This window comes from Paraburkholderia sp. PAMB 6770 (assembly GCF_057748135.1).
Genome location: NZ_CM173238.1, coordinates 726,546 through 751,534 on the forward strand (window position 1 = coordinate 726,546; position 24,989 = coordinate 751,534).

General features: G+C 67.4%; 21 protein-coding genes and 3 tRNA genes. 16 read left to right on the forward strand and 8 right to left on the reverse strand.

Annotated features, from left to right (window positions below):
• Positions 1 to 3: 3 nt before the first annotated feature.
• From era to nagZ, 5 genes are read left to right on the forward strand one after another with little or no spacing between them, the layout of a single operon-like run.
• Positions 4 to 903 (forward strand): GTPase Era, encoded by a 900-nt coding sequence (gene era / locus AC3AP7_RS03480; RefSeq protein ID WP_475765535.1) that lies wholly within the window; start codon positions 4 to 6, stop codon positions 901 to 903.
• Positions 890 to 1,792: a DNA repair protein RecO gene (gene recO, locus AC3AP7_RS03485; RefSeq protein ID WP_475765533.1), complete on the forward strand. Its 903-nt coding sequence runs from the start codon at positions 890 to 892 to the stop codon at positions 1,790 to 1,792. The genes era and recO overlap by 14 nt, the downstream gene beginning before the upstream one ends.
• On the forward strand, positions 1,789 to 2,553 hold the full coding sequence (gene pdxJ / locus AC3AP7_RS03490) for a pyridoxine 5'-phosphate synthase (protein WP_475765531.1): 765 nt from the start codon (positions 1,789 to 1,791) through the stop codon (positions 2,551 to 2,553). Before recO ends, pdxJ begins: the two co-directional genes overlap by 4 nt.
• A 54-nt stretch (positions 2,554 to 2,607) precedes the next feature.
• Positions 2,608 to 3,036 carry a holo-ACP synthase gene (gene acpS / locus AC3AP7_RS03495; protein WP_475765529.1) on the forward strand — a complete coding sequence of 143 codons (429 nt, stop codon included), beginning with the start codon at positions 2,608 to 2,610 and terminating at the stop codon, positions 3,034 to 3,036.
• 51 nt (positions 3,037 to 3,087) lie between these two features.
• The gene (gene nagZ, locus AC3AP7_RS03500; RefSeq protein WP_475765527.1) at positions 3,088 to 4,122 is read left to right on the forward strand and encodes a beta-N-acetylhexosaminidase; all 1,035 of its coding nucleotides are present in this window, start codon (positions 3,088 to 3,090) and stop codon (positions 4,120 to 4,122) included.
• 41 nt (positions 4,123 to 4,163) lie between these two features.
• Here the strand turns inward: nagZ and AC3AP7_RS03505 are convergent, their stop codons facing one another.
• From AC3AP7_RS03505 to earP, 3 genes are all read right to left on the reverse strand, one after another.
• Positions 4,164 to 5,546 (reverse strand): sigma-54-dependent transcriptional regulator, encoded by a 1,383-nt coding sequence (locus AC3AP7_RS03505; RefSeq protein ID WP_475765525.1) that lies wholly within the window; start codon positions 5,544 to 5,546, stop codon positions 4,164 to 4,166.
• A 378-nt stretch (positions 5,547 to 5,924) separates the two neighbouring features.
• Entirely contained in the window at positions 5,925 to 6,482 is a 558-nt protein-coding gene (efp, locus tag AC3AP7_RS03510) for an elongation factor P (RefSeq protein WP_475765523.1), read from the reverse strand.
• Between the two features lie 255 nt (positions 6,483 to 6,737).
• A complete protein-coding gene (gene earP / locus AC3AP7_RS03515; RefSeq protein ID WP_475765521.1) occupies positions 6,738 to 8,150 on the reverse strand; it encodes an elongation factor P maturation arginine rhamnosyltransferase EarP in 1,413 nt (470 codons plus the stop codon).
• A 50-nt stretch (positions 8,151 to 8,200) separates the two neighbouring features.
• Between earP and uvrC the strand changes: the two genes are divergently transcribed.
• From uvrC to AC3AP7_RS03550, 7 genes are all read left to right on the forward strand, one after another.
• Complete coding sequence (gene uvrC / locus AC3AP7_RS03520; RefSeq protein WP_475765518.1) at positions 8,201 to 10,405, forward strand: excinuclease ABC subunit UvrC; 2,205 nt, start codon at positions 8,201 to 8,203, stop codon at positions 10,403 to 10,405.
• A 101-nt stretch (positions 10,406 to 10,506) separates the two neighbouring features.
• The gene (gene pgsA, locus AC3AP7_RS03525) at positions 10,507 to 11,100 is read left to right on the forward strand and encodes a CDP-diacylglycerol--glycerol-3-phosphate 3-phosphatidyltransferase (protein ID WP_475765516.1); all 594 of its coding nucleotides are present in this window, start codon (positions 10,507 to 10,509) and stop codon (positions 11,098 to 11,100) included.
• A 117-nt stretch (positions 11,101 to 11,217) separates the two neighbouring features.
• Positions 11,218 to 11,293 (forward strand) — tRNA-Gly (locus tag AC3AP7_RS03530).
• Between the two features lie 93 nt (positions 11,294 to 11,386).
• Positions 11,387 to 11,462: transfer RNA gene (locus AC3AP7_RS03535), tRNA-Gly, on the forward strand.
• A gap of 128 nt (positions 11,463 to 11,590) precedes the next feature.
• Positions 11,591 to 11,664: transfer RNA gene (locus AC3AP7_RS03540), tRNA-Cys, on the forward strand.
• A 188-nt stretch (positions 11,665 to 11,852) separates the two neighbouring features.
• Entirely contained in the window at positions 11,853 to 12,611 is a 759-nt protein-coding gene (locus AC3AP7_RS03545; RefSeq protein WP_475765514.1) for a TraB/GumN family protein, read from the forward strand.
• A gap of 415 nt (positions 12,612 to 13,026) precedes the next feature.
• Positions 13,027 to 13,518 carry a GNAT family N-acetyltransferase gene (locus tag AC3AP7_RS03550; protein WP_475765512.1) on the forward strand — a complete coding sequence of 164 codons (492 nt, stop codon included), beginning with the start codon at positions 13,027 to 13,029 and terminating at the stop codon, positions 13,516 to 13,518.
• A 75-nt stretch (positions 13,519 to 13,593) separates the two neighbouring features.
• Here the strand turns inward: AC3AP7_RS03550 and AC3AP7_RS03555 are convergent, their stop codons facing one another.
• Together AC3AP7_RS03555 and AC3AP7_RS03560 are read right to left on the reverse strand one after the other, a co-directional pair.
• Positions 13,594 to 14,484, reverse strand: coding sequence for a cytochrome c oxidase assembly protein (locus AC3AP7_RS03555; RefSeq protein ID WP_475767807.1), 891 nt, complete (start codon positions 14,482 to 14,484; stop codon positions 13,594 to 13,596).
• Between the two features lie 39 nt (positions 14,485 to 14,523).
• Positions 14,524 to 15,186: an SCO family protein gene (locus AC3AP7_RS03560; protein WP_475765510.1), complete on the reverse strand. Its 663-nt coding sequence runs from the start codon at positions 15,184 to 15,186 to the stop codon at positions 14,524 to 14,526.
• A gap of 361 nt (positions 15,187 to 15,547) precedes the next feature.
• On the opposite strand from AC3AP7_RS03560, the gene otsB reads away from it, so the two are divergent.
• Together otsB and otsA are read left to right on the forward strand one after the other, a co-directional pair.
• Positions 15,548 to 16,297 carry a trehalose-phosphatase gene (gene otsB / locus AC3AP7_RS03565; RefSeq protein WP_475765508.1) on the forward strand — a complete coding sequence of 250 codons (750 nt, stop codon included), beginning with the start codon at positions 15,548 to 15,550 and terminating at the stop codon, positions 16,295 to 16,297.
• Between the two features lie 52 nt (positions 16,298 to 16,349).
• Positions 16,350 to 17,774: an alpha,alpha-trehalose-phosphate synthase (UDP-forming) gene (gene otsA, locus AC3AP7_RS03570; RefSeq protein ID WP_475765506.1), complete on the forward strand. Its 1,425-nt coding sequence runs from the start codon at positions 16,350 to 16,352 to the stop codon at positions 17,772 to 17,774.
• Positions 17,775 to 17,978: 204 nt separating this feature from the next.
• Here otsA and AC3AP7_RS03575 read toward each other — a convergent pair whose 3' ends face one another.
• Positions 17,979 to 19,814, reverse strand: coding sequence for an ABC transporter ATP-binding protein (locus AC3AP7_RS03575; RefSeq protein WP_475765503.1), 1,836 nt, complete (start codon positions 19,812 to 19,814; stop codon positions 17,979 to 17,981).
• A 729-nt stretch (positions 19,815 to 20,543) separates the two neighbouring features.
• Here AC3AP7_RS03575 and AC3AP7_RS03580 point away from each other — a divergent pair.
• Together AC3AP7_RS03580 and AC3AP7_RS03585 are read left to right on the forward strand one after the other, a co-directional pair.
• Positions 20,544 to 21,608: a glycosyltransferase family 4 protein gene (locus tag AC3AP7_RS03580; protein WP_475765499.1), complete on the forward strand. Its 1,065-nt coding sequence runs from the start codon at positions 20,544 to 20,546 to the stop codon at positions 21,606 to 21,608.
• Between the two features lie 231 nt (positions 21,609 to 21,839).
• Entirely contained in the window at positions 21,840 to 22,700 is an 861-nt protein-coding gene (locus AC3AP7_RS03585) for a hypothetical protein (RefSeq protein ID WP_475765496.1), read from the forward strand.
• Positions 22,701 to 22,818: 118 nt separating this feature from the next.
• Here AC3AP7_RS03585 and AC3AP7_RS03590 read toward each other — a convergent pair whose 3' ends face one another.
• Positions 22,819 to 23,244, reverse strand: coding sequence for an organic hydroperoxide resistance protein (locus AC3AP7_RS03590; RefSeq protein WP_475765494.1), 426 nt, complete (start codon positions 23,242 to 23,244; stop codon positions 22,819 to 22,821).
• 262 nt (positions 23,245 to 23,506) lie between these two features.
• Positions 23,507 to 24,910 carry a sugar porter family MFS transporter gene (locus AC3AP7_RS03595; protein ID WP_475765492.1) on the reverse strand — a complete coding sequence of 468 codons (1,404 nt, stop codon included), beginning with the start codon at positions 24,908 to 24,910 and terminating at the stop codon, positions 23,507 to 23,509.
• Positions 24,911 to 24,989 lie beyond the last annotated feature (79 nt).

The window sequence follows — 24,989 nt, forward strand, 5'->3', positions numbered from 1 at the left end:
AATATGAACGAATCCGCCCCCTCTGTGTTTCGCTGCGGCATGGTCGCGATCGTCGGCCGCCCGAACGTCGGCAAGTCGACGCTGATGAATGCGCTGGTCGGCCAGAAGGTCAGCATCACGTCGCGCAAGGCGCAGACGACCCGCCACCGCATCACGGGCATCCATACGCTCGACGACGCGCAGTACATCTTCGTCGATACCCCAGGCTTCCAGACGCGCCATAGCGGCGCGCTGAACCGCTCGCTGAATCGCGCGGTGACCTCGACGCTCACGTCGGTCGACACGATCCTGTTCGTGATCGAAGCCGGCCGCTTCGGGCCGGATGACCAGCAGGTGCTCGACCTGATTCCACCGTCGGTGCCCACGCTGCTGGTTGCGAACAAGCTCGACCGCGTCGCCGACAAGCGCACGCTCTACCCGTTCATGCAGCAGATGAGCGCACGGCGTCCGTTCAACGAAATCGTCCCGCTGTCCGCGAAGCATCCGGACGACATCACGCGTCTGCTCGCGACCATCAAGCCGTATCTGCCCGAAGGCCAGGCGATCTATGCGGAGGACGACCTGACCGATCGCAGCGAGCGCTTCCTCGCGGCCGAAATCCTGCGCGAAAAGGTGTTCCGCTGGACCGGCGACGAGCTGCCGTACACGAGCACGGTGCTGATCGACAAGTTCGAAACGGAAGGCCGTCTGCGGCGTATTTTCGCCACCATCCTCGTCGATCGCGATACGCACAAGGCGATGATCATCGGCCAGAAGGGCGCGAAGCTGAAGCAGATCAGCACCGAGGCGCGCCTCGACATGGAGAAGCTGTTCGACGGACCGGTGTATCTCGAGACCTTCATCAAGGTCAAGAGCGGCTGGGCCGATAACGAAGCCGGACTCCGCGCGTATGGGTACGAATGACGCATGGGTGACCCTGCAATCCGGTGACGAGCCCGACGGGTTCGAGCAGACCGCTGCGCCACGCGCGCCCTCGAAGCCGCGGGCCGGCAAGACCTCGCCGGCGTCGTCCGGGGACATCGGCGACGGCCCGGCAGGCGTGCCGCCGCGCGATGCGGCGCGGCGCGCCGCCGCGGCCGGCAGCCGGATTCGCGAGCAACCGGGTTTCGTGCTGCATAGCTATCCGTATCGCGAGACGAGTCTCGTGATCGACGTGCTCACGCGCGATCACGGCCGGCTCGCGCTGGTCGCCAAGGGCGCGAAGCGCCCGCATTCCGCGCTGCGGGGTGTCCTGCAGACGTTTCAGCCGCTTGCGCTGTCGTGGTCGGGCAAATCCGAACTGCGCACGCTGACCGGCGCCGAATGGGTGGGCGGCATGCTGCCGCTCGCGGGCGACGCGCTGCTATGCGGTTTCTACGTGAACGAGCTGCTGGTCAAATTCTGCGCGCGCGAAGATCCGCATCCGCCGTTGTTCCAGCACTATCTGGTGACGCTCACGCGGCTCGCGCACGACGAGCCCGCGGTGCAGGTACTGCGCTCGTTCGAGCGCGTGCTGTTGCGCGAGACCGGCTACGCGGCGACGCTCGATCGCACCGTATCGCGGGGTGCGGTGCTGCCGCAGGGGCGTTACGTGTTCGACCCGGAGCGCGGCGTGCGCGAAGCCTCGGACGCGCTGCCCGCGCAATGGCCGGTGATCGCCGGGCAGACCTTGCTCGACATGGAGGCGGACGATTACCATCGGAGTCAGACTGTCGCGCAGAGCAAAACGCTGATGCGTTTTCTGCTCAATACCTACCTCGGCGGCGTACCGCTTGCGACCCGCCAGATTCTGATCGATCTGCAGAACCTATGAGCTTCTTCCTGACGTCTCCCACCGTGATCGACCTCGGCGTGAACATCGATCACGTCGCCACGCTGCGCAACGCGCGCGGCACGTCCTACCCGGATCCGCTCCGCGCGGCGCTGGCCGCCGAAGAGGCGGGCGCCGATGCGATCACGCTGCATCTGCGCGAAGACCGCCGGCATATCGTCGACGCCGACGTGCGCGCGCTGCGTCCGCTGCTGAAAACGCGCATGAATCTCGAATGCGCGGTCACGCAGGAGATGCTCGACATCGCTTGCGAAGTCAAACCGCACGATGCCTGTCTCGTGCCCGAAAAGCGCGAGGAGTTGACCACCGAGGGCGGCCTCGACGTCGCCGGCCAGTTCGGATCGGTGCAGGCCGCGTGCCGGCAGCTTGCCGGCGCGGGCGTGCGCGTGTCGCTCTTCATCGACCCCGAAGAGGCCCAGATCCGCGCCGCGCACGAAGCGGGCGCGCCGGTGATCGAGCTGCACACGGGCCGCTACGCGGAAGCGCACGAGGCGCCCGCGCAGCAGAGCGAATACGAACGGGTGGTGCGCGGCGTCGAGCTGGGCCGCTCGCTCGGACTGAAGGTCAATGCGGGCCACGGCCTGCATTACACCAACGTCCAGCCGATCGCCGCGATCGACGGTATCGTCGAACTCAATATCGGCCACGCGATCGTTGCGCATGCAATCTTCGCGGGCTGGGACAACGCGGTGCGCGAGATGAAGGCGATCATGGTCGCCGCGCGCGTGGCGGCCCGCGGTTAGGCGGCTCGCCGGGCGCACCGCTTTCGCCACGATGCAATGAGGGCAATTCCACGCATGGCTATCTATGGCATCGGTACCGACATCGTCCAGGTGAGCCGCATCGCGGCCGTGATGACGCGCACGAACGGGCGCTTCGCGGAGAAGGTGCTCGGACCGGACGAGATGCGCGTCTATCGCGCACGCGCAGCGCGTTCCGCTGCGCGCGGCCTCGCGTTTCTCGCCACGCGCTTCTCCGCGAAGGAAGCGTTTTCGAAGGCGATCGGCCTCGGCATGCACTGGCCGATGACCTGGCGCGCGCTGCAGACGCTGAACGAAGCGGGCGGCAAGCCGATCGTCGTCGCTTCCGGCGAACTCGCCGCGTGGCTCGACGCGCGCGGCATCACCGCGCGCGTGACGATCAGCGACGAACGCGATTACGCGGTGTCGTTCGTCGTCGCCGAGACGGCCGAGCCGGTTGCCGCGATACCGGCCGGCGCAGCCTGACTGCACGGCGCCGAATCTTCTGACTGCCTGTTCCTTCCGGTATCCGAACCGATGACAACCCTGCCTGGTCCGGTGATGTTCGACGTCACCGGCAAAACGCTCAACGCCGACGATCGCCGCCGCCTTGCGCATCCGATGACCGGCGGCGTGATCCTGTTCGCCCGTCATTACGAAAGCCGCGCGCAACTGCTTGCGCTCACCGATGCGATTCGCGCGGAGCGTGCGGACCTGCTGATCGCCGTCGACCATGAGGGCGGCCGCGTGCAGCGCTTTCGCACCGACGGTTTCACGCTGCTGCCCGCGATGGGCCGGCTCGGCGCGCTGTGGGAGCGCGACGCTGTGCGCGCGACCGGCGTGGCGACGGCGGTCGGCTACATCCTCGCGGCGGAACTGCGTGCCTGCGGCGTCGACATGAGCTTCACGCCGGTGCTCGATCTGGACTACGGCCACTCGCAGGTGATCGGCGATCGCGCGTTCCATCGCCTGCCTTATGCGGTCGCGATGCTGGCCAAAAGCCTGAATCACGGGCTCGCGCTCGCGGGCATGACGAACTGCGGCAAGCACTTTCCGGGGCATGGATTCGCGCAGGCGGACTCGCACGTCGCGGTGCCGGTCGACGAGCGTCCGCTCGACGCCATCCTGCGCGAGGACGTCGCGCCGTATGACTGGCTCGGCCTCGCGCTCGCGGCGGTGCTTCCGGCGCACGTGATCTATCCGCACGTCGATGCGAAGCCGGCCGGGTTCTCGCGCATCTGGCTGCAGGATATCCTGCGCGGACGGCTGAACTTTGCCGGTGCGATCTTCAGCGACGATCTTTCGATGGAGGCCGCGCGCCAGGGCGGCACGCTGACCGAGGCAGCGACCGCGGCGCTGCAGGCGGGCTGCGACATGGTGCTGATCTGCAATCAGCCCGACGAAGCGGAGAAGGTGCTCGATGCCCTGGATTTCACGCCGACGCCGGCGTCGCGTGCGCGGCTCGCGCGGATGCGTCCGCGCGGGCCGGCGCTGCGGTGGGACGCGCTCCTGGCCGAGCCGGCCTACCAGCAGGCGCAGGCGCTGCTGCAGCGCGCGCTCGAAGCAGTCTGAGCCGAGCGGCGCATACGCCATACGCAGCACGGCGTATGGCGTTAGCCGAGGCGCATCCGCTGCAGCTTGTTGTAGAGCGTCTTCGGGCTGATGCCGAGCAGCGACGCCGCGCGGTGCCGGGTGCCGCCGACCGCGTCGAGCGTGGCGCGAATCAGCATTTCCTCGACGTCCGCGAGCGGCGTGCCCACGGTCACCTGCACGCGGCTGCCGTTCAGTTCGCGGCCGTGTCCATCGCCGGATTCGTCCGCGTGCAGCGTTTCGATCACGTCGCCGGACGCCTGGTACGCGCGCCGCACGCGCTCCTGCAATTCGCGCACATTGCCCGGCCATTCGTACGCAAGACATTCGCGCACGAAGCCCGGGCTGGCCTGCTTCGGCGCATCTGCGGGCGTGCGGCCGGCGGCTTCGCGATTCAGTTCGTCGACGAGCGTTTGCGCGAGCAGCGCGGCGTCGTCGCCGCGCTCGCGCAGCGGCGGCAGCGCGATGGCGCTTGCTTCGAGCCGCAGCGCGAGCGCTTCGTGCAGGCTGCCGTCGGCCACCGCGGCACGCGGCAGCTTGCAGGTCGATGCGATCAGACGGAAATCCGTGACGATCGGCTGGGTGCCGCCCAGACGCATGAACATCTGCGTATCGAGCACACGCCACAGCGCCTCCTGCTGCGCGCGCGGCAATTCGGTGAGTTCGTCGAGCAGCAGCGTGCCGCCGCTCGCCTGTTCGAGCAGGCCTTGTTCGCGATGGTCGGTGCCGCTGAACGCGCCGCGTTCGTGACCGAAGAGAATGCCGTCGAGCGAGCGCGTCGTGCTGATGCCCGCCGCCGAGCGGCAGTCGAAGCGCACGAACGGCCCCTTGCGGCGCCGGCTCATTTCGTGCAGCGTGCGCGCCGCCGCTTCCTTGCCGGTGCCGGCTTCGCCGTAGATCAGTACCGCCGATTCGGTCGGCGCGATGTGCTCGACCGTGTCGTAGACATGCTGGACGGCGGTGCTGCGGCCGAGCATTCGCCCGAAGTGACCGAGTTCGCGCAGCGCCGCACGCAGCACCCGCACCTCTTCGGTCAGCTCGTAGGGGCGCGGAATTCGCGCCAGCAGGCTGCGCAGGCGCGGAATGTTCACCGGCTTGAGCAGATAATCCCAGATGCCGTGACGCAGTCCCTCGATCGCGCTCTCGACGGTGGCGTTGCCGGTCATCACGATCACCGGCAGCGCGCCGCCCGGCGGCTGCGCGGGCAGGTGCTGCAGCAGGTCGAGCCCGCTGCCGTCCGGCAGGTTCAGGTCGACCAGCACGACGTCCGGGATGAAGCGTGCCAGTGCGGCGCGCGCCTCGGCGAGCGTCGTGGCGGTGTCCACGGAAAAGCCGTCGGCCGCGACGATCGCGGACAGGCCGGAGAGGCTATTGGGATCGTCTTCGACAATCAGGGCGTGTGGCATGGCAAGCGCAATGATGTTCAGTTGAACGGATGACCGGGCCGCGGCACGAGCGGGTCGCCAGCGTTGCACGTGCTCACGACGCCTCTCCCGACGGGAGAGCAAAGGGCCTTGCAGGGCTCATCCGTCCTCGAAGCAGACACTGTGCCACCCATGTGCGATCCGCGCCGGCGGCGCGCTGCGGGCGCTGCGGGCGCTGCGCGGGCACGGTCGGGGTGCGGGAAAACCTCGGGACCGGCAAATGGAACAATCGTGCCGGTAAAGTTTTCTTCAACCATACACGGTCGTGCAAAAAAGAAAAAGCGCCCCGCAGGGCGCTTTCTTGTCCGGCCGGCGACGCGCAAAGGCGCAACTGGCCGGCCATTGGCGTGGCGGCTGCGCTCAGGCGCGGCTGCGGTATTCGTGCGTGCGCGTGTCGATTTCGATCTTGTCGCCGATGTTGCAGAACAGCGGCACCTGCAGTTCGAAACCGGTGTTCAGCTTGGCGTTCTTCAGCACCTTGCCCGACGACGTGTCGCCCTTGACGGCCGGCTCCGTGTACGTGATCTCGCGCACCAGCGTGGTCGGCAGTTCGACCGAGATGGCCTTTTCGTTGTAGAACACGACTTCGCAGGGCATGCCGTCTTCGAGGTAGTGCAGCGCGTCGCCCATCATTTCCGCTTCGACTTCGAACTGGTTGTAGTCGGCGTCCATGAACACGTACATCGGGTCGGCGAAGTACGAATAGGTCACTTCCTTGCGGTCCAGCAGGACCACGTCGAACTTGTCGTCGGCCTTGTACACCGACTCCATGCCGGCGCCGGTCAGCAGGTTCTTCAACTTCATCTTGACGACGGCGGCGTTACGGCCCGATTTGTTGTACTCGGTCTTTTGCACGACCATCGCGTCGCTGCCGATCATCACGACGTTGCCGGTGCGGAGTTCCTGTGCGATCTTCATAAAACTGTCCTGTGCGAAATAAATAGCTTCAATAGCTTCAACGGTGCTCAACGGCGTGCGGCCCGCGCGGGGCCGCCTCACGATCTTCCCGAAGAACGACTTCCTTACCCGGAGCGTGCGGCCCGACAACGCGCGCCGGAACGCGTGCAGGACGGGAGCGACGGAGACGGCGCCGTGCCTGCGCAGCCGGCCGCGCACGGGCCGGGCCTCTGGGGCGGGGCTGGCAACGGCGGCCGTTGTTCATTGGATAACCGCTTATTTTAACTGAGTTTTTGCGAATTCGGCCAGATTTCCGGCGAGTTCGCCATGCCGGGCCAGCTCGCCGGCCCATTCGCGCGCGCGCTGCGCGAATGCTGCGCGGTGTCGCCAGAAACCGGTCCAGTCGGGCGTGCCGGCGCCGTTCCACGCGTGCCAGAAGCGCGCAAGCGCGGCGCGCGCGTCGGCGGGAAGCGGGCCGGCGTAGTGCGCGAGCGCGGCATCGAGCTTCGGCAGATGGGCGTTGTCCGCCTGCGGGTAGATGTGCCAGACGAACGGGCGCGCGGCCCATTGAGCCCTGACGAACGAATCTTCGCCGCGCACGAAATTGACGTCGCTCGCCCATAGCAGCGCGTCGTAACCCGACTGGTCGGTGAAGGCGAGCGCATGCGCGTGCAGGTTGCCGCGCTGCGCGCGCGTGCCGGCGGCGAACGTCTCCAGCCCGAAAAAGCGCCCGATTGCACCGGAGATCCGCCCCTCGGGCACCAGCAGCACGACGGGCGCGGTGCCGTCGCGCCACTGCGCGAGCAGCGCGTCGACGGCGGGATTTTCGTAGCTGAACAGCGAGACGACGGTGCTGCCGGCGGCGGGCGGCGGCTGTCCGGTGGCTGCGCGCCACCATGCGGCGCGCGCATCCGGCGACCCCTCGAAGGCGGCGCGCGCCGCATCGAGGCCGCGCTCCTTGAGCACGCCGCCGGTGCCCGCGCCGAGGCCCGGGAAGAAAAATGTCTTCGTGAGCGGATAGCGCGGGTGGGGCGAGCGGCGCAAATGAAAGTCCGCGACCCAGTCTTCGGCGCTCAGATATTCGAGGTTGATCCAGACGGGCGCGCGGGCGCGCCGGCTCATCGCGGCGACGTACGCATGCGGAATTTCGCACGCGAATGCCTCGATGACGACGTCGGCTACCGCGAGCGCCTCGCCCGCCTGCGCCGGCGCGTGCCAGTGTTCGACGACGACGCCGTCGATCCGCTGGCGCGCGCGTTCCGGCACGACGGACGGGCACAGCCGCTGGAACGGACGCAGATCGTCGACGAACAGGCGCACCTGCCAGCCGTGTTCGTGCGCGAGCTGGCGCGCGAGGCGCCAGCACACGCCGATATCGCCGAAGTTGTCGATCACCGCGCAAAAGAGGTCGCACGCAGGCGGCGACCCGGCGGGACCGCGGGCCGGCGAAGCCGATGACCCAGGCAGCGCAGCAGGCTGCGAGTCCGACGGCCTGGCGGACGGCGAGCCTCGCGGGGAGACTGACGCGAAGCCCGGCTGCGAGCCTGGCTGCGGATCGGACTGCGAGCCTGACTGCAAACCCGGCTGCGGGGTGGACGGCGGAATGGACGGCATGGCGTGCGCGTCTCGGACGCGACCGGAATGTTCTAAACTGGCGATTTTAAAGCACCCATTCCAGTTGCCGCGCACACCGGGACGCGGTATTCCGTCCGGTTCCGTCTGATTTCGCCCGATTCCGCATGACCGCTCCCGACGCTTCCGACGCTCCCGACTCCCCTCGCGCCCCGTCCGTTTTCGAGCCGAAACCGGTGCTTGCCCAGTTGCCGCATCTGCCCGGCGTGTACCGCTACTACGACGCACAAGGCACGGTGCTCTACGTGGGCAAGGCGCGCGACCTGAAGAAGCGCGTCTCGAGCTATTTCACGAAGACGCTGCTGTCGCCGCGCATTGCGATGATGGTCACGCGCATCGAGCGCATCGAGACCACCGTCACGCGCTCGGAGGCCGAGGCGCTGCTGCTCGAAAACAATCTGATCAAGGCGCTCGCGCCGCGCTACAACATCCTGTTTCGCGACGACAAGTCGTATCCGTATCTGAAGCTGACCGGCCATGCGTTCCCGCGCATGGCGTATTACCGCGGCGCGGTCGATCGCGCGAACCAGTATTTCGGCCCGTTCCCGAGCGCGTGGGCAGTGCGCGAGAGCATCCAGATCCTGCAGCGCGTGTTCCAGTTGCGCACCTGCGAGGACTCGGTGTTCAGCAACCGCACGCGGCCTTGCCTGCTGCATCAGATCGGGCGTTGCAGCGCGCCGTGTGTCGGCGCGGTCAGTGCGGAGGATTACGCGCGTGACGTCGCCAATGCGTCGCGCTTCCTGCTTGGCCGGCAGAACGAGGTGATGGCGGAGCTCGAGGAGAAGATGCATGCGTTCGCGGCCGAGCTGAAGTTCGAGCAGGCGGCAGCGGTGCGCAACCAGATGAGCTCGTTGTCGACGGTGCTGCACCAGCAGGCGATCGAGGTCGGCAGCGACAGCGACGTGGATATCCTCGCGGTGGTCGCGCTGGGCGGCCGGGTGTGCGTGAATCTCGCGATGGTGCGCGGCGGACGTCATCTCGGCGACAAGGCGTACTTCCCGCAACACGTCGAGAGCGCGCTGACGCTCGATGAAGGCGGGCTTGGCGCAACCGGTGACGACGCGATCGCCCTCGCCGCGCAGGCGTTGCCGAGCGGCGTGCGCGGCCGCCGCGGGCCGCGCGCGGCGGGTCTCGACGCGGCCGGTGCCGCGTTGGCGGAGGACGAGGCCGGTGCGATCGGCGCCGGTGGGGATGATGCCGAAGCCGACGCACCGCATACAGAAGGTGCGCAGCGCGCGCCGGCCGCGGCTCCGCAGGCCGCGGCCGCACGCGCTGCGACCGGCATCGAGGCCGAGGTGCTCGATGCGTTCATCGCGCAGCACTATCTCGGCAACCGGGCGCCGCCCGTGCTGGTGGTCAGCCACGCGCCGGCGAACCGCGAGCTGGTCGATCTGCTGACAGAGCAGGCGGGTCACAAGGTGACGCTGCTGCGTCAGCCGCAGGGGCAAAGGCGCGCGTGGCTCGCCATGGCGCAGCAGAACGCGCGTCTCGCACTCGCGCGGCTGCTCTCCGAGCAGGGCTCGCAGCAATCGCGCACGCGCGCGCTTGCCGATACGCTCGGCTTCGACGGCGAGGATCTCGCGCACCTGCGGATCGAGTGCTTCGACATCAGTCACACGATGGGCGAGGCGACCCAGGCGTCGTGCGTCGTCTATCACCATCACAAGATGCAGTCGTCGGAGTACCGGCGCTACAACATCGCCGGCATCACGCCGGGCGACGATTACGCGGCGATGCGCCAGGTCCTGACGCGCCGCTACGAGAAGAGGGTCGCGCAGGCCGCCGCGCAAGCCGCCGATGCGGACGCGCTGGCGCCCGATACGGTGCCCGATGCGGCCGATGCACCCGATGCGCCGGGTCGCGCGCTGTTGCCGAACATCGTGCTGATCGACGGCGGCAAGGGTCAGGTGGAGATCGCCCGCCAGGTCTTCACGGAGCTCGGCCTCGACTGCTCGATGCTGGTCGGTGTCGCGAAGGGGGAAGGGCGCAAGGTCGGCCTCGAGACGCTGATTTTTGCCGATGGCCGCGCGCCGCTGGAACTCGGCAAGGAGAGCGCGGCGCTGATGCTGGTTGCGCAGATCCGCGACGAGGCGCACCGCTTCGCGATCACCGGGATGCGCGCGAAGCGCGCCAGGACGCGCCAGACGTCGCGGCTCGAAGAGCTCGAGGGCGTCGGCGCGAAACGCCGCCAGCGTCTGCTCGCCCGCTTCGGCGGGCTGCGCGGCGTGGTGGCGGCGAGCATCGACGATCTGGCGAGCGTCGAAGGCATCTCGCGGGCGCTCGCCGAGCAGATCTATCGGCAGTTGCACTGATTGCGCTGCGCCGCGCTCGGGGTTGCGCATCGCGTTCGCTTGTGGCAGGCCGTGCGACACGGCACAATTGCATCTCCCTTGGTCTGACGCTGCGCCTGCTCATGCCGTTCAATTTCCCGATATTTCTGACGTGGCTGCGGATCGTGCTGATTCCGCTCGTCGTCGGCGTGTTCTATCTGCCGGACATGATGTTGAGCCTCGCGCACCGCAACGTGGCGGCCGCGACCATCTTCATCCTCGCCGCGCTGACGGACTGGTTCGACGGCTTTCTCGCGCGCAAGTGGAACCAGACCTCATCGTTCGGCGCATTTCTCGATCCGGTGGCCGACAAGCTGATGGTGACCGCTGCGCTGCTCGTGCTGGTGCAGCTTGCGCGGCTCGATGCGGCGATTGCGCTCGTCATCGTCGGGCGCGAGATCGCGATCTCGGCGCTGCGCGAGTGGATGGCGCAGATCGGCGCGTCGAAGAGCGTCGCGGTCAATTCGCTCGGCAAGTTCAAGACCGCCTGCCAGATGATCGCGATTCCGATGCTGCTGCTGTACGGGCCCGTGCCGCTCGCGCCGGGCGTCACGCTCGACACGCGCGTGTGGGGCATGTGGCTCATCGTACTGGCGGCATTCCTGACGATCTGGTCGATGCTCTACTACATGAAGCTCGCGTGGCCGCAGATCCGCGAACGGGGCGGCCATCTGTGAGGGCGCCCGCACGGGACGTCCCGCAATCGAGGGCTTGACACGTTTCTGCGCTTTCTCCATAATCTCGTTTCTCCGATGCACGCGGTACCGGATGCGCGGAGCAGCAAGCAGGATCATGCGGGAGTAGCTCAGTTGGTAGAGCGCAACCTTGCCAAGGTTGAGGTCGCGAGTTCGAGACTCGTCTCCCGCTCCAGATTTTTGGGCAGCGTCTTCGCGCTGCTTGCAGGTGTGTTTCACGGTGAGCGGTGGCAGCTCGCGCGCGAAACGCGCTGTTGTGCAGGACCATGCGGGAGTAGCTCAGTTGGTAGAGCGCAACCTTGCCAAGGTTGAGGTCGCGAGTTCGAGACTCGTCTCCCGCTCCACACATACGGGGAAGCAACGCTTCCCTTTTTGTTTGGTGGCGACCTGAGCAGTCAGGCTGCTTACCGGCAAAAATCTGCGAGACCGTTGCATGCGCAACCTGTTGCGACGGTGCCCGCAGTCCGCTTATGGCGCGATAGCAAAGCGGTTATGCAGCGGCCTGCAAAGCCGTCCAGGCCGGTTCGACTCCGGCTCGCGCCTCCAGCAGTCAAGGAAAAGCCCCGACTTGTCGGGGCTTTTCTTTTTTCTTGTGCTTTTTCTCCCCCCTGTTTTTTCCGCTCTGTTTTTTTCGGATCGGTTTTCGCCGGATCCCCGCGCTGCCTCGATTCGGCTACGATGAGGCCTTCAACGACCGGCTGCCGTCACTGTCGCCGACTCTCGGATTCGCCACCATGTACGTTCAACTCGCCGGGACATCGATTCGTCTGCTCGGCTCGATGCATCTGTTCGCCGCGTCCAGCCCGCGCATGCCCGTGTGGATCGACCGCGCGTTCGACTGGGCCGAGTCACTGGTATTCGAATCCGATGCGGGCGCCTTTTTGCCGCTGTTGCGGCAACCGGAAGACACGGCGCTCGAACAGTGGCTGGGCCCCGAGCGGTGGAACCAGCTGGCGCGCTCGTGGCCGGCCGAGGGCGCGCTCGCGCCGCTGCGCGCGCTCAAGCCGTGGGCGGTGCTGATCGCCGCGCCGATGCTGTGTCAGCGCGTGGTCGAGGGCGTCGAACCGAGGCTGCAGCGCAGGGCGCTCGGCGACGCGAAATCCTGGCGGTACCTCGAAAGCGCCGAAGAGATCGCCGCGTCGCTCGAAGCGATTCCGCTCGCGACAATCCGCGACGGTCTGGCGACGCTGCTCGCGGATCCCGGCGAACCCCAGCGGACCCTCGAACAGATGCAGGCCGCGTGGCTGCAGCGGGATCTCGCCGCACTCTGGCAGATCGCATCCGCGACGCCCCTGTTTGGGCTGCCCGGCCTGCGCGAGGCGATTCTCGATGCGCGCAACCGCGCATGGGCGCCGCGGATTCGCGCGCTGGCACAAGCGCCCGGGCGCACGCTCGTCGTGATCGGCGCGCTGCATCTGTGCGGCGCTGACAGCCTGCTGACCCATCTTCAGCATCCGGTCGAAGCGGTCGACGTGGTCGATGCGGGGGAATGACTTCACCTGTCCGCGGACGGTAGAAAGATTTCCATTTAATTGGGACTGCAGATCAATGGTGCAGCGACATGCGACGACATGCGACGACATGCGACGACATGCGACGACATGCGACGACACGCAGGGACACGCAGGGACACGCAGCGACACGCAGCGACACGCAGCGACACGCAGCGACACGCAGCGACACGCAGCGACACGCAGCGACACGCAGCGACACGCAGCCATACGCAGCGACTGCGAGGCATTCGCGCTCCACGGCGAGCGGGCTGCCGTGACGAGACGAGACATGACGCGACGCGGTCCCAGTCCAACCCGCCGGCCGGCCGCGCCAGTCGAGGGGGCGCCGCGCTTTTCGGACGCATGCCGTTCGCGGCATAATGCCTTTTTTCCGCCACCATCGCCGCCCCGTCCCATGAATCAGCCGCCGCACTCCGAAGTCGCGCCCGCAGGCATCGAATGGCGCTGGAAGCCGTTCGACGCGCTCACGCTTGCCGAGGTCTACGCGATGCTGGCCGCCCGCAACGAGGTGTTCGTCGTCGAGCAGAACTGCGTCTACGGGGATATCGACGGCCTCGATACGCAGGCGTGGCATCTTCTGGCGTTCGGCGAAGGGGCGGCGAGGCCGACGCTCGCGGGTTATCTGCGGGTGCTGCTGCCGGACGAGACCGACGCGGATATCCGCATCGGCCGCGTGCTGACGACAGCCGGATTCCGCGGCAAAGGGCTCGGCAATGCATTGCTCGCACGAGCGCTCGGCCACATCCGCGCGCAATGGCCCGGTACGCCGGTCCGGCTGCACGCACAGGCTCATCTGCAGGATTTCTACGGTGCGTTCGGTTTTGCCGCGATGTCCGAGGTGCACGACGAGGACGGGATTCCGCACGTCTGGATGCGCTCGGCGTGAGCGCGCTCGCGCAGGACGACGGAGGGTGCCGGCCCGAGCCCGGCCGAATCCTTGATCACGTGCTGTCAGCCGGCGTTAGCTGCCGTGCTGCGCGCTCGGTTGCGTCGCGGATGCGGGCGCGGGTGTGCCCGCGCCGCGCCGCGGACGATCGCTGCGCAACCGGCCGCGCGCGGACAGCCGCATCCAGTGACGCAACGCGATCAGCGCGCCTGCGACGCTCATCATCGAGCCCGGAATCCACAGCAGCAGGCCGCCGATCTGCTGGTCGCGCATCGCGCTGAGCCACGTGAACGCACGCCCGCAAATCGAATAGATCGGATACAGCTCGTGGGGCGTGAAGAAGATGTACGCGCCGAGCAGGATCTGCGGCGGAATGGCCGCGATCACGAGCAGCACCCGGCGGCCCGGCGCGAGCCGTGCGGGCGGGGCGGGGCGGGGGTCGAGCACGAGCCACCAGAACATCAGGCCGTCGATCACCATGCTCCAGTTCATCACGCGGTACAGACGCCAGTCGAGCATCGCAATGAAATGAATCGGAGAAAACAGCCAGAAATAGATCAGCCCGACGAACAGCAACAGCGCAACCGCCGGATGCAGCAGCACGTCAAGCGCGAGGCGCACCGGCGCCGCGTTCAGCATGGGCCGCACGATGCGTTGCCGCCAGCGGAACGGCACGCCGGCGCGCAGTGCCGCGCCCGGATACGACAGCGCAATGAAGAACGGGCCGAGGTGATGCAGCACCAGATGCTGCGCGCGGTGCATGAAGAACTCATGCTCGAAGTAATAATCGAGCCGCGTGTGCAGCACCGCGTAGAGCGAGACGAGCCCGAACCAGAACGACAGCTGGCGTCGCCACGACACGCGCGCCTTGCGTGCCCCGCGCGCGAACAGGATCGCGGCGCTCAGCACCGCGATGACGACCGTCGGCGACGGTTCCCAGGGATCGAGCCAGTAGAGCAGAGTCATCATGACGGGGTGCGCGTGCGGTGGGCGAGGTGACGCGGTTTAGCCAGCGGCGCCGATGATCCGGCGCAGGTCCGCCGCGATCGCCTGCGAGGTGTCGTGACCGGTGGCGAGCAGGCGTGCCCGGCCGCGCGCGTCGAACACATAGATTGCCGAGCTGTGCGTGACCTCGTAGTTGCCGCTCGCGTCGGGCTTGCCGAACTGGTAGGCCACCCGGTATTCGCGCGCGAGCGTACGGATTTCCCCGGCGGTGCCGCTCAGGCCTACCGCGTGCTGCGCATCGAACGCGTCGACATAGGCGTGCATGACGGCGGGCGTGTCGCGCGCCGGGTCGACCGAGATGAACAGGATGCGCACGTGCTTCGCGTCCGGACCGAGTTCGCCCATGACCTGCACGAGCCGGGCGAGCGTTTCCGGGCACACATCGGGGCAGTGCGTGTAGCCGAAGTAGACGAGCGTTGTGTCGCCGAGGTAGGTCTTGCCGGTGACGGGGCGGCCCGCATCGTCGACCAGCGAGAAGTCGAGATCCGGCAGATGGCCCTGAACGTTCGTCAGGTGCCACGGCGGTCCACTATGGGTGCAGCCGGGCAACACGCACAGCGCGGCCGCGACGGCGAGGCCGGCCAGGCCCGCGCCCCATGCGCCGGGAGGGCGGCGCGGCGCGCGCCGGGACGGGCGCGATTTTCTGGCGAACAAAGCGGGCATCCCTGAGTCCGTAGGAGAGGGCGATCCTCGTGCCGGGAGCCGGCGCCGCGCACCGTGCCCGTGCGATTGCGCACGCGCGCAGCGGCCAGCCTCGTTGCGACTGTAGCGCACTTTCCCGGCGGACGGCATACGTCGGACCCCGCATCGACGCCTCCGCGAGACGCTATGACGCAGCACGAGGCAGCGGGCCGAAAGCTTGCTGAAGCCGCGCCGTGGGTCGTTCGCACGCAACGGATGCGCGACTAGGCTGCGCAGCCGCGCCGACAGGCCCGCGCGCCTTACTGTCTCGAAAAATAAGGCCGGGCGCGGTAAGATGCGCACACTGTTGCAGCGACGAGCGGCATAGAGGCAAGATAAACCGATGCAAGCACTTCCGGCTGTTCTGTCTCCGAGCGGGACCGCATTTTTCTTCGATTTCGACGGCACCCTCGTCGAACTGGCGCCCACGCCCGATGGCGTGCTGGTGCGTCCAGACGTGATCGCGCTGCTGGGCACGCTGCGGCGCCTGACTCACGGCGCGGTGGCGGTGGTGTCGGGCCGCGGCATCGATAGCATCGACCGCTTTCTCGGCATGCCGGATCTGCCGGTCGCGGGCCTGCACGGCGCGGAGCGCCGCGACGCGAATGGCGATACGCAGCGCATCGGCTTTCACGACGAGCGGCTGTTGCGGATGGAGCGTGCGCTCGCCGAGGTCGTCAACGCGCATCCGGGCATGTTGCTGGAGATCAAGGGCGCGGCACTCGCGCTGCACTTTCGCAACGCGCCGGAACACGAAGGCGCGGCGCGCACGGCCACCGAGCGGCTGGTTGCCGACTACGCCGGAGCCTACGTGCTGCAGCCCGGCAAGATGGTCTACGAGATCAAGCCGAAGGATGTCGACAAAGGGCGCGCGATGCGGGCGTTCCTCGACGAGCCGCCGTTCGTCGGCCGCGTTCCGGTCTTTGCCGGCGACGACCTGACCGACGAGAAAGGTTTCGCAGTCGTCAACGAGCGGGGCGGTGTGTCGATCAAGGTCGGCGCCGGCGAGACGATCGCGCGCGCGCGCGTCGATTCGGTGGACGCGCTGATCGGGTGGCTCGAGGCGATCGTCGCGGCCGCGCCCCACGCATGACCAGCGTGCCGCTTCCCGCCGTCAACGCCCTTTCGCACGGACACCGCGCGTCATGAGCCGACTGATTATCGTATCGAACCGGGTCGCGCCGATCTCGGAAGGGGGGCCGGCCGCCGGCGGCCTGGCGGTGGGCGTCTACGATGCGTTGAAGGAAACCGGCGGCATGTGGTTTGGCTGGAGCGGCGACGTGCTCGCGTCGGGGCAGCCCCAGATCAAGGTCGAGGAGCGCGGGCCGGTGACCTTCGCGACGATCGCGCTGATGCGGCGCGACTACGACCAGTACTATCGCGGGTTCTCGAACGCCACGCTGTGGCCCGCGTTCCACTACCGGTCGGATCTGCTGCAGTACGACCGGCACGACTTCGAAGGCTATTGCCGCGTCAACGCGTGGCTTGCGCAGCAACTGGTGCCGCTGCTGCGCGAGGACGACGTGATCTGGGTGCACGACTACCATCTGATCCCGTTTGCCGAGGCATTGCGGGCGGCGGGCGTGCGCAACCGGATCGGCTTTTTCCTGCACATTCCGTTTCCGGCCGCCCAGGTGCTGCTGACGGTGCCGCCTCATCGCGCGCTGGTGAAGGCGCTGTGCTCGTTCGACCTGCTCGGCTTCCAGACCGCGCCGGATCTGCGCGCTTTTTGCGACTATATCGTCAACGAAGCGGGCGGCGCCGTCGAGGCGCGCACCGGCGCGCCGGACAGCGTGCACGCGTTCGGCCGCACGCTGGCCGCGGCGGCCTATCCGATCGGCGTCTATCCGGACGAGATTGCCGAACTTGCGAAAGCGGGCGAGCGCGGCAAGCCGGTACGCACGATGAAAGCGACGCTGCATTCGCGCAAGCTGATCATGAGCGTCGACCGGCTCGACTACTCGAAGGGCCTCGTCGAGCGTTTCCGCGCGTTCGAGCGGCTGCTCGACCACGTGCCCGCGCATCGCAACAACGTGTCGTTTCTGCAGATCGCGCCGCCGACGCGCGCCGACCTCCATGCGTACCAGGACATCCGCGTGCAGCTCGAAGGCGAGTCGGGGCGCATCAACGGGCGTTTTGCGGAGCTCGACTGGGCGCCGATCCTCTACATTCACCGGCAATACGAGCGGCCGGTGCTGGCGGCCCTCTTTCGCACGGCGCACGTCGGGTACGTGACGCCGCTGCGCGACGGCATGAACCTCGTCGCCAAGGAATATGTGTCCGCGCAGGATCCGGAAGACCCCGGCGTGCTGGTGCTGTCGCGCTTTGCGGGGGCCGCGCAGGAGCTCGACGGCGCGCTGATCGTCAATCCGGTCGATATCGACGGGATGGCGGAAGCGCTCGGCGAGGCGCTCGCGATGCCGCTTGCCGCGCGCCAGGCGCGCTATCGCGACATGATGGCGCAACTGCGCGAAAACAACGTCTCGGTGTGGCGAGACAATTTCATGCGGGATCTGCAGGCGGTCGCGACCGACGACGTGTCGTTCGCGCCAATGTCGCCGGGCGGGTAGCGGCGGGCGCGCGGCGGGTTTGCCGCCGGGGTCGTGGCACGACGGGCGACCGTGGGCGCCGGAGTTGACGGAGGCGCCGTCAGGTCTGCCGCCGGTTTGAAGCAGGAAGGCCGCTTCGTGAAGCGGCCTTTTTGGTGCCTCCGTAGCGGCGGCGCCAGGCGCCGCGCGCCGGTGCGTACCGCCGGCGTCCGGCTCGAATGTTGGTCAGGCGACGTGGTGCTCGTCGAACTTCTTGCCGCCCGCATGCAGCGTGCTGCCCTTGCCGTGCTGCTTCGCCAGCAGGTCGCGATACAGGCCCGGCCGGTTGCGCAGTTCGTCGGGACTGCCGTCGTCGATTACCTTGCCCGCACTCATCACGATGATGCGGTCGAAGCTGCTGAGCGTCGACAGGCGGTGCGCGATGGCCACCACGGTGCGGCCGACCATCAGCCGGTCGAGCGCGTGCTGGATCGCTTCTTCCGACGCGCTGTCGAGTGCCGATGTCGCTTCGTCGAGCAGCAGGATCGGCGCGTTCTTCAGGATCGCGCGGGCGATGGCGATCCGCTGGCGCTGCCCGCCCGAGAGCTTCACGCCGCGATCGCCGACGATCGTGTCATAGCCTTCCGGCATCGCCTCGATGAAGTCCGCACAACGGGCCTCGCGCGCGGCCGCGTACACTTCGTCGCGGGTTGCGTCGGGGCGGCCATAGGCGATGTTTTCGTAGATCGTGCGATGAAAGAGCGCGATGTCCTGCGGCACGACCGCGATCGTATGCCGCAGGCTATCCTGGGTGACCGCCGCGATCTCCTGGCCGTCGATCCTGATCTGCCCGCCCTGGGTTTCATAGAAGCGCTGCAGCAGCGCGAGCACCGTGGATTTGCCCGCCCCCGACTTGCCGACGAGCCCGACGCGCTGCCCCGGCTCGATGCGCAGGTCGAAGTGATCGAGGATCGGCCGGCGGCGCGGATATGCGAACGTCACCTGCTCGAAATCGATGCGTCCGCCTTGCGGCACCAGTTCCACCGCGTCGGCGCGGTCCGGCATGCTGTGCGGTTCGAGCAGCGTGCGCACGGCTTCCGAGAGCCGCGCGACGTGCTGCGTCACGTCGACGAGCGCCACCGCGAGATCGCGCGTTCCATGCAGGATCGTGAAGCCGAGCGAACTGACGAGCACGATATCGCCGGACGTCGCGCGGCCCTGATTCCACAGCCACAGCGCCCAGCCGAGCAGGCCGGCCGACAGCATCGCGGTGATCACCGCGTGCAGCAGGCGCAGCTTTTCGAGGTAGAGCAGGCTTTGCTGGCGCGCGTCGAGCTCGGCCTGCACCGTGGAACCGAAGCGCGCCTGTTCGCGAAACGTCATGCCGAATGCGCGCACGAGCCCCATGTTGCCGATCACGTCGACCAGTTCGCCGTCGACCGCGGCCGCCCGGGTGGCGAAATTGTGATGCCGCACCGAGCCGCGCCCGGCGAGCTTGTAGAGCACGATCGCAAGAATGGCCGAGCACGTGAGCAGGCAGGCCGCCATCAGCGGATTGACCGAGATGATCATCACGATCGCGCCGACCACCGCGATGCACGGCGGCAGCACGTTCCACGCGGTGGTGTTCTCGGCGGTGTACACCGCGTTCGACGTTGCCGTGATGCGGCTCGCCAGGGTGCCCGGCTGCTTTTCCGTGAAGTACGTGGGCGCGTGTCCGCTCAGGTACTGGAACAGGTCGCGGCGCAGGTCGCCGGTGACGGCGACGAAGGTGTGCGCGGCGACCCAGCCGCCGATCCGCCACAGCAGGTTGTCCGCGGCGATCAGGCCGACCAGCACCGCAAACGCGGTCCACAGCGGGCCCGGATGATGGCGCCCCTGGCCGAGCACGTCGATCAGGTGCTTGATCGCGTACTGGGAGGCGAGCGCGCAGCCGACGGCCGCGAATACGCTGCACAGCACGATGGCATGGGCAAGCGGATGGCGGCGGATGAAGCGAAACAGGAACGCAAGCGGCCGGTGCGCATAGCTCGCAAGCTTTGCGTTATGGGCGTTGCGCTGCGCGATGGTCAGATGTTCCAATTGATCGAGTGGTGGGCGTGATTCGGGTTTGTGTCATGCAACGCTATCGGCATCGGCGCGCATCGGCTTGAAAGCCGGATCCTTGGCATTGTAAACATGCCCGCGCCAATTCGCCGTGTCTGGACGGCAACGCGGAGCAATTCGTCCTGCGATGGATTAATACAACAGTTGCGCGGGCGAACCCGCTAAAAGCCGCGTCAAGCCAACGAATCGTGCGGGACGCCAATTTATTTTGGGATACAATTACAATCGCCATTCAGCGGCCCACGCAACCGTAGCCGCACCCGCAAGCGCAGCCGGTCTTTCGGCCGGAGCAGGCGGCGTGCCCGGCTCGGTGCAGGCACGCATCGCATGCGGCGACCGGTCCCTAATCTAGAACTTCGTTGTAAAACAAGGGTTTGCAAAGTGTTTCCACTTTGTAACAACGTAAAGTCTTTGAAATGTTCGGCGTCGCGCGGGGCCGTGAGCCCCGATAATGCGGGCTCGGTTGTCCGCTGAAAGAGGTCGGGCATTCGTCCAGCAAACCGGTCGTGGCGCTTTTGCGGCACACGGCCGGCCAGATGACGGGTGCGCGCTCAGGGCATCCTTACCAAAAGCGATCCATCGCAGGATTTCTCGAAGAAACAGACGCCGGGCCGCGGGCCTACGGGGCGGCTGGCGAGGCGAGCAACGCGAGTCGCTTCCAATCTATTGCAGTCAATTGCTTTCTTTATTCGAGGAGTTCTTTCCATGCGAATCGCTCAAATCGCTCCGCTGCACGAGGCGGTTCCTCCCAAGCTGTATGGCGGTACGGAACGGGTGGTGTCCTACCTGACCGAAGCGCTGGTGGAGGAGGGCCACGATGTCACGCTGTTTGCGAGCGGCGACTCGAAGACCTCGGCGAAGCTCGAAGCGTTCTGGCCGCAGGCGCTGCGCCTCGACCCGTCGATTCGCGACGTGATGGCGCCGCACATGCTGCTGCTCGAAGAAGTGCGCCGGCGGGCGGACGAATTCGAAGTGCTTCACTTCCACATCGACTATTACCCGTTCTCGCTGTTCGCGCGCCAGGACGTGCCGTTCCTCACCACGATGCACGGGCGCCTCGACCTGCCGGAACTGCAGCCGATCTTCAACACGTTCAGCGACGTGCCGGTCGTGTCGATTTCGGACAACCAGCGCATGCCGCTGCCGCAGGCAAACTGGCTGTCGACCGTCTACCACGGCCTGCCGGAAAACCTGCTGAAGCCGATCCCCGATGTCGAGCCGGGCTACCTCGCGTTCCTCGGCCGCATCTCGCCGGAAAAGCGGCTCGACACGGCGATCCACATTGCCGGCAAGGCGGGCATGAAGCTGAAGGTTGCCGCCAAGCTCGACAAGGCGGACCGCGCCTATTATGAAGAAGTGATCAAGCCGCTGATGTCGCTGCCGCACGTCGAATACATCGGCGAAATCAGCGAGGCCGAAAAGACCGAATTCCTCGGCAATGCGCACGCGCTGCTGTTCCCGATCGACTGGCCGGAGCCGTTCGGCCTCGTGATGATCGAGGCGATGGCCTGCGGCACGCCGGTGATCGCGTTCAAGCGCGGTTCGGTGCCGGAAGTGATCGACAACGGCGTGTCGGGTTTCGTCGTCGAGGACGAGATCAGCGCGGTGGCCGCCGTCAACCGCCTGCACCTGCTGCCGCGCGAAAACGTGCGCAAGGCGTTCGAATCGCGGTTCTCGTCGCGCGTGATGGCGCGCAACTACGTCGCCACGTACGAAGCGCTGCTGCGCGAAAAGCGCCGCACGGTGCTGCGCGAAGTCAACGCCGGCTGACCCCCGCCCCCGGTCGTTCGGCCCCGCCTTTCCGGGCCGGGGCCGAGCCGCCCGACAACGCCCCGCGTGTTCGCAACACGCGGGGCGTTGTCGTATGCGGGCCGCACCGGCACCACGGGTCCCGGCCAATGGCCTTTTTTGGGACGGGCAAGCCTGAGCCGCCTCGGTAATATCCCTATAATGGCCGTGCCGCAGCGTGGGCGAGCGGCGTATCGACGACAGGAGAATGCTTTGGCGAGAACGAAAGACACGCAGGCGAACGCGATCCCCGGAGCCGGGACGATTTTCGCGTTGCGCGCGATCGGTCTCGTGATGCTCGCGCGCTGGCTGTTCTCGATGTCGGGCATGGACCTGCTGGCGTCGCTGTCGGCGATGGCGTCGTCGCCGTGGGCGTGCATCAACCTGCTGCTGCTGTTCCTGCTGGTATTTCTGCCGGGCGCGCGGGCGCGCGCCGAGCGGCCGTTTCATCCGCTGCCGCAGTGGCTGCGCCAGGCGCTGCGCCTGTTTGCCTGCCTCGGCCTTGTGTTTGCGGTGTGGTCGGTGGGCGCGTTCGTCTGGAGCGCCGGCGCGCGCCGCGCGCTGCATGCGGTCGCGGCGACCAACGGCTGGCTGGTGGCGGCGCCGGCACTGTATGCCGCGGTGCTGTGGATTTGCCGTCCGCGCGCGCTGTGGCGCACGAATGTCGCGGCGCGTCGCTTTGCGATCGGCCGTTTTGCGATCGCGCTCGATGCGGCGACGCGGACCGTCGTCGTCTGGGCGGAAAGCCGCAAGGTCGGCCAGTACGATGCGCGGGAGTTGTCGGTGCGCTGGCTGCAGGGCGCGCGGGGCGGCAGTCCCGCCGCGCTGCCGGCGCCCGCGACGGCGGCCGCCGGCGATGCGCCGGGGCTTGCATCGGCAACGGGCGCGCACGCTGCCGGATCGCAGGCGCTGGCCCATGCGGCGTGGTGGCATCGGCGTGCGCAGGTCGAGTTGCTGTGGGATTCTCCGGCGGCGGCCGGACACAACCGCCAGACGGTGTTTCGCTCGCCGCTTTCAACCGAAGGCGACCGCGTGGCTGCGCGCTCGCTCGACAACGTATTGCGTCAGGCCTGAGCGCGCGGCCGCCGGCCGCTGCCGGCCGCCCAGCGGGCACTGGCGAGGCGCCCGCGAGCGCGCCGTCATACGCGGCGCGCTGCCGCCCGCGCGGGGCCCGAGCCGGGCGCCGCGCACGCTAGACGATCGTCAGCGTCACATCGATATTTCCGCGCGTGGCATTCGAGTAGGGGCAGACGATATGCGCCTTGTCGACGAGCGCCTGGGCCGCCTCGCGCGCCATGCCCGGCAGCGAGATCTTCAGTTCCACCTCGATGCCGAAGCCATTCGGGATCGGTCCGATTCCCACGCTGCCGTCGATCGAGAGGTCGGCGGGGAGCGCGATCTTGTCCCGGGCCGCGACGAACTTCATGGCCCCGATAAAGCAGGCGCTGTAGCCGGCGGCGAACAACTGCTCGGGGTTCGCCCCGTCGCCGCCCGCGCCGCCGAGTTCGCGCGGCGTCGTCAGCCTGAAGTCGAGCTTGCTGTCGGGCACCTCGGCGCGGCCGTCGCGGCCGCCGGTGGCGTGAGCGTGTGCGGTGTAGAGGACTTTTTCGGGCGACATGGTCGAACTCCTTTGAACGGGGTGGGGGACGAAGGAAACGTGCCGGAACTCTCTGGCGGCACGTCGGATGCTGCAACACCACTATAGTTGCCCCGCCGCAGGATGGACGAAACCGGCCGGGGAGGACGGCGCGTGTCACCTGCCCGCGGGTTGCGGCGCCGCGGCCTCGAGCAAACGGCATGCGTTCCGCTCTTGCCGGAATGGCTGCCGGCAAGGGCAGCGGAGCATAGGACCGGCCTGCCGCTGCGATCGGGCGCGATCCCTACCGCCCGATCTTCCGCAACGGCTTGCCCGCGAGCAGATTCTGCTCGATCGTTTCGAGCGGCACGCCGCGCGTTTCCGGCACGAACCAGAAGGTGAACGCGATGAACACCGCATTCAGCGCCGCATAGAGCCAGAAGGTCTGCGCGTGGCCGAACGAGTTGAGCATTGCGAGGAAGGTTGCGCCCACAATCGTATTGGCAACCCAGTTCGTCAACGTCGAGGTCGCGATACCGAAGTCGCGTCCCTTGATCGGCTGGATTTCGGAGCAAAGAATCCAGATCATCGGGCCGGCGGACATCGCGAAGCCGGCGATGAACACGAGCAGCATCGCGACCGCCAGCAACTGCTCGACATGCGTCGCCACGCCGAGCTTCAGGAGCCCGCCGAGCGCCCCCATGCCGAGCGCCATCACGCTGAACCCGGTGAGCAGGATCGGCCGGCGTCCCCAGCGATCGACTAGGCCGATGGCGATGAAGGTCGCGACCACATTCACTGCGCCCACGATCACCGTGCCCCACAACTGCGCCTGATGGCCGCTATAGCCGGCAAGGCCGAAAATACGCGGGGCGTAGTACATGACGACGTTGATGCCTGTGAGCTGCTGAACGACCTGGAGCATGACGCCCAGCGCAAGCGAGCGGCGAAAGTCGCGATTCGTGCGCAGCAGCGCGAAGCCCTGCTCCTTCACTTGGAGCTGGCGCGCGATGTCCTTCATTTCCTGCTCGACGACGGCGGTTTCCGCTCGCAGCCGGTTGAGCACCTCTCGTGCCTCGTCGTGACGGCTTTTCATCATCAGCCAGCGCGGGCTGCGCGGCAGCGTCACGACGCCCAGCAGAAAGAGTGCCGCCGGAAGGGCGACGACGCCGAGCATCCAGCGCCACGCGCCTGAAGAGGAGAAGGCGGTATCGGAGAGAAACGCGAGCAGAATGCCGACGGTGATCATCAACTGATAGGCCGACACCATCGCGCCGCGGACCTGCCCCGGCGCGATCTCCGACAGATAGAGCGGCGCCGTGAACGTCGCGATGCCCACGGCGACCCCGAGCACGAACCGCGAGCCGATCAGAAACGCCGGATCGGGTGCGCTCGCGCACAGTAGTGCGCCGGCGATGAAAAGGGCCGCGCCGAGCAGCAGCGAATATTTGCGCCCGAGCCGGAACGAGAGCCAGCCGGCGGCCAGTGCGCCGACCGCCGCGCCGACCATCATCGAGCTGACGATCCACTCCTGCGTGTGGTCGTTCACCTGAAAGTCCCTGGCGATGAACGGCAACGCGCCGGCGATCACGCCGATGTCGAGACCAAACAGCAAACCGGCCAGGGCGGCCATTGCGCACGTCATCCAGACGCGCGAGCGCGTGCCGGCGTGCACGCCATGATGAGAACGCGAGACGTATGAATCCATGTCGACTCCTGCGCGGGTCTGTGCGGGGCGTGCCGGCTACCTGTGCGGCGCGACCGCCCTGCAGCGGGGCAGCACCGGA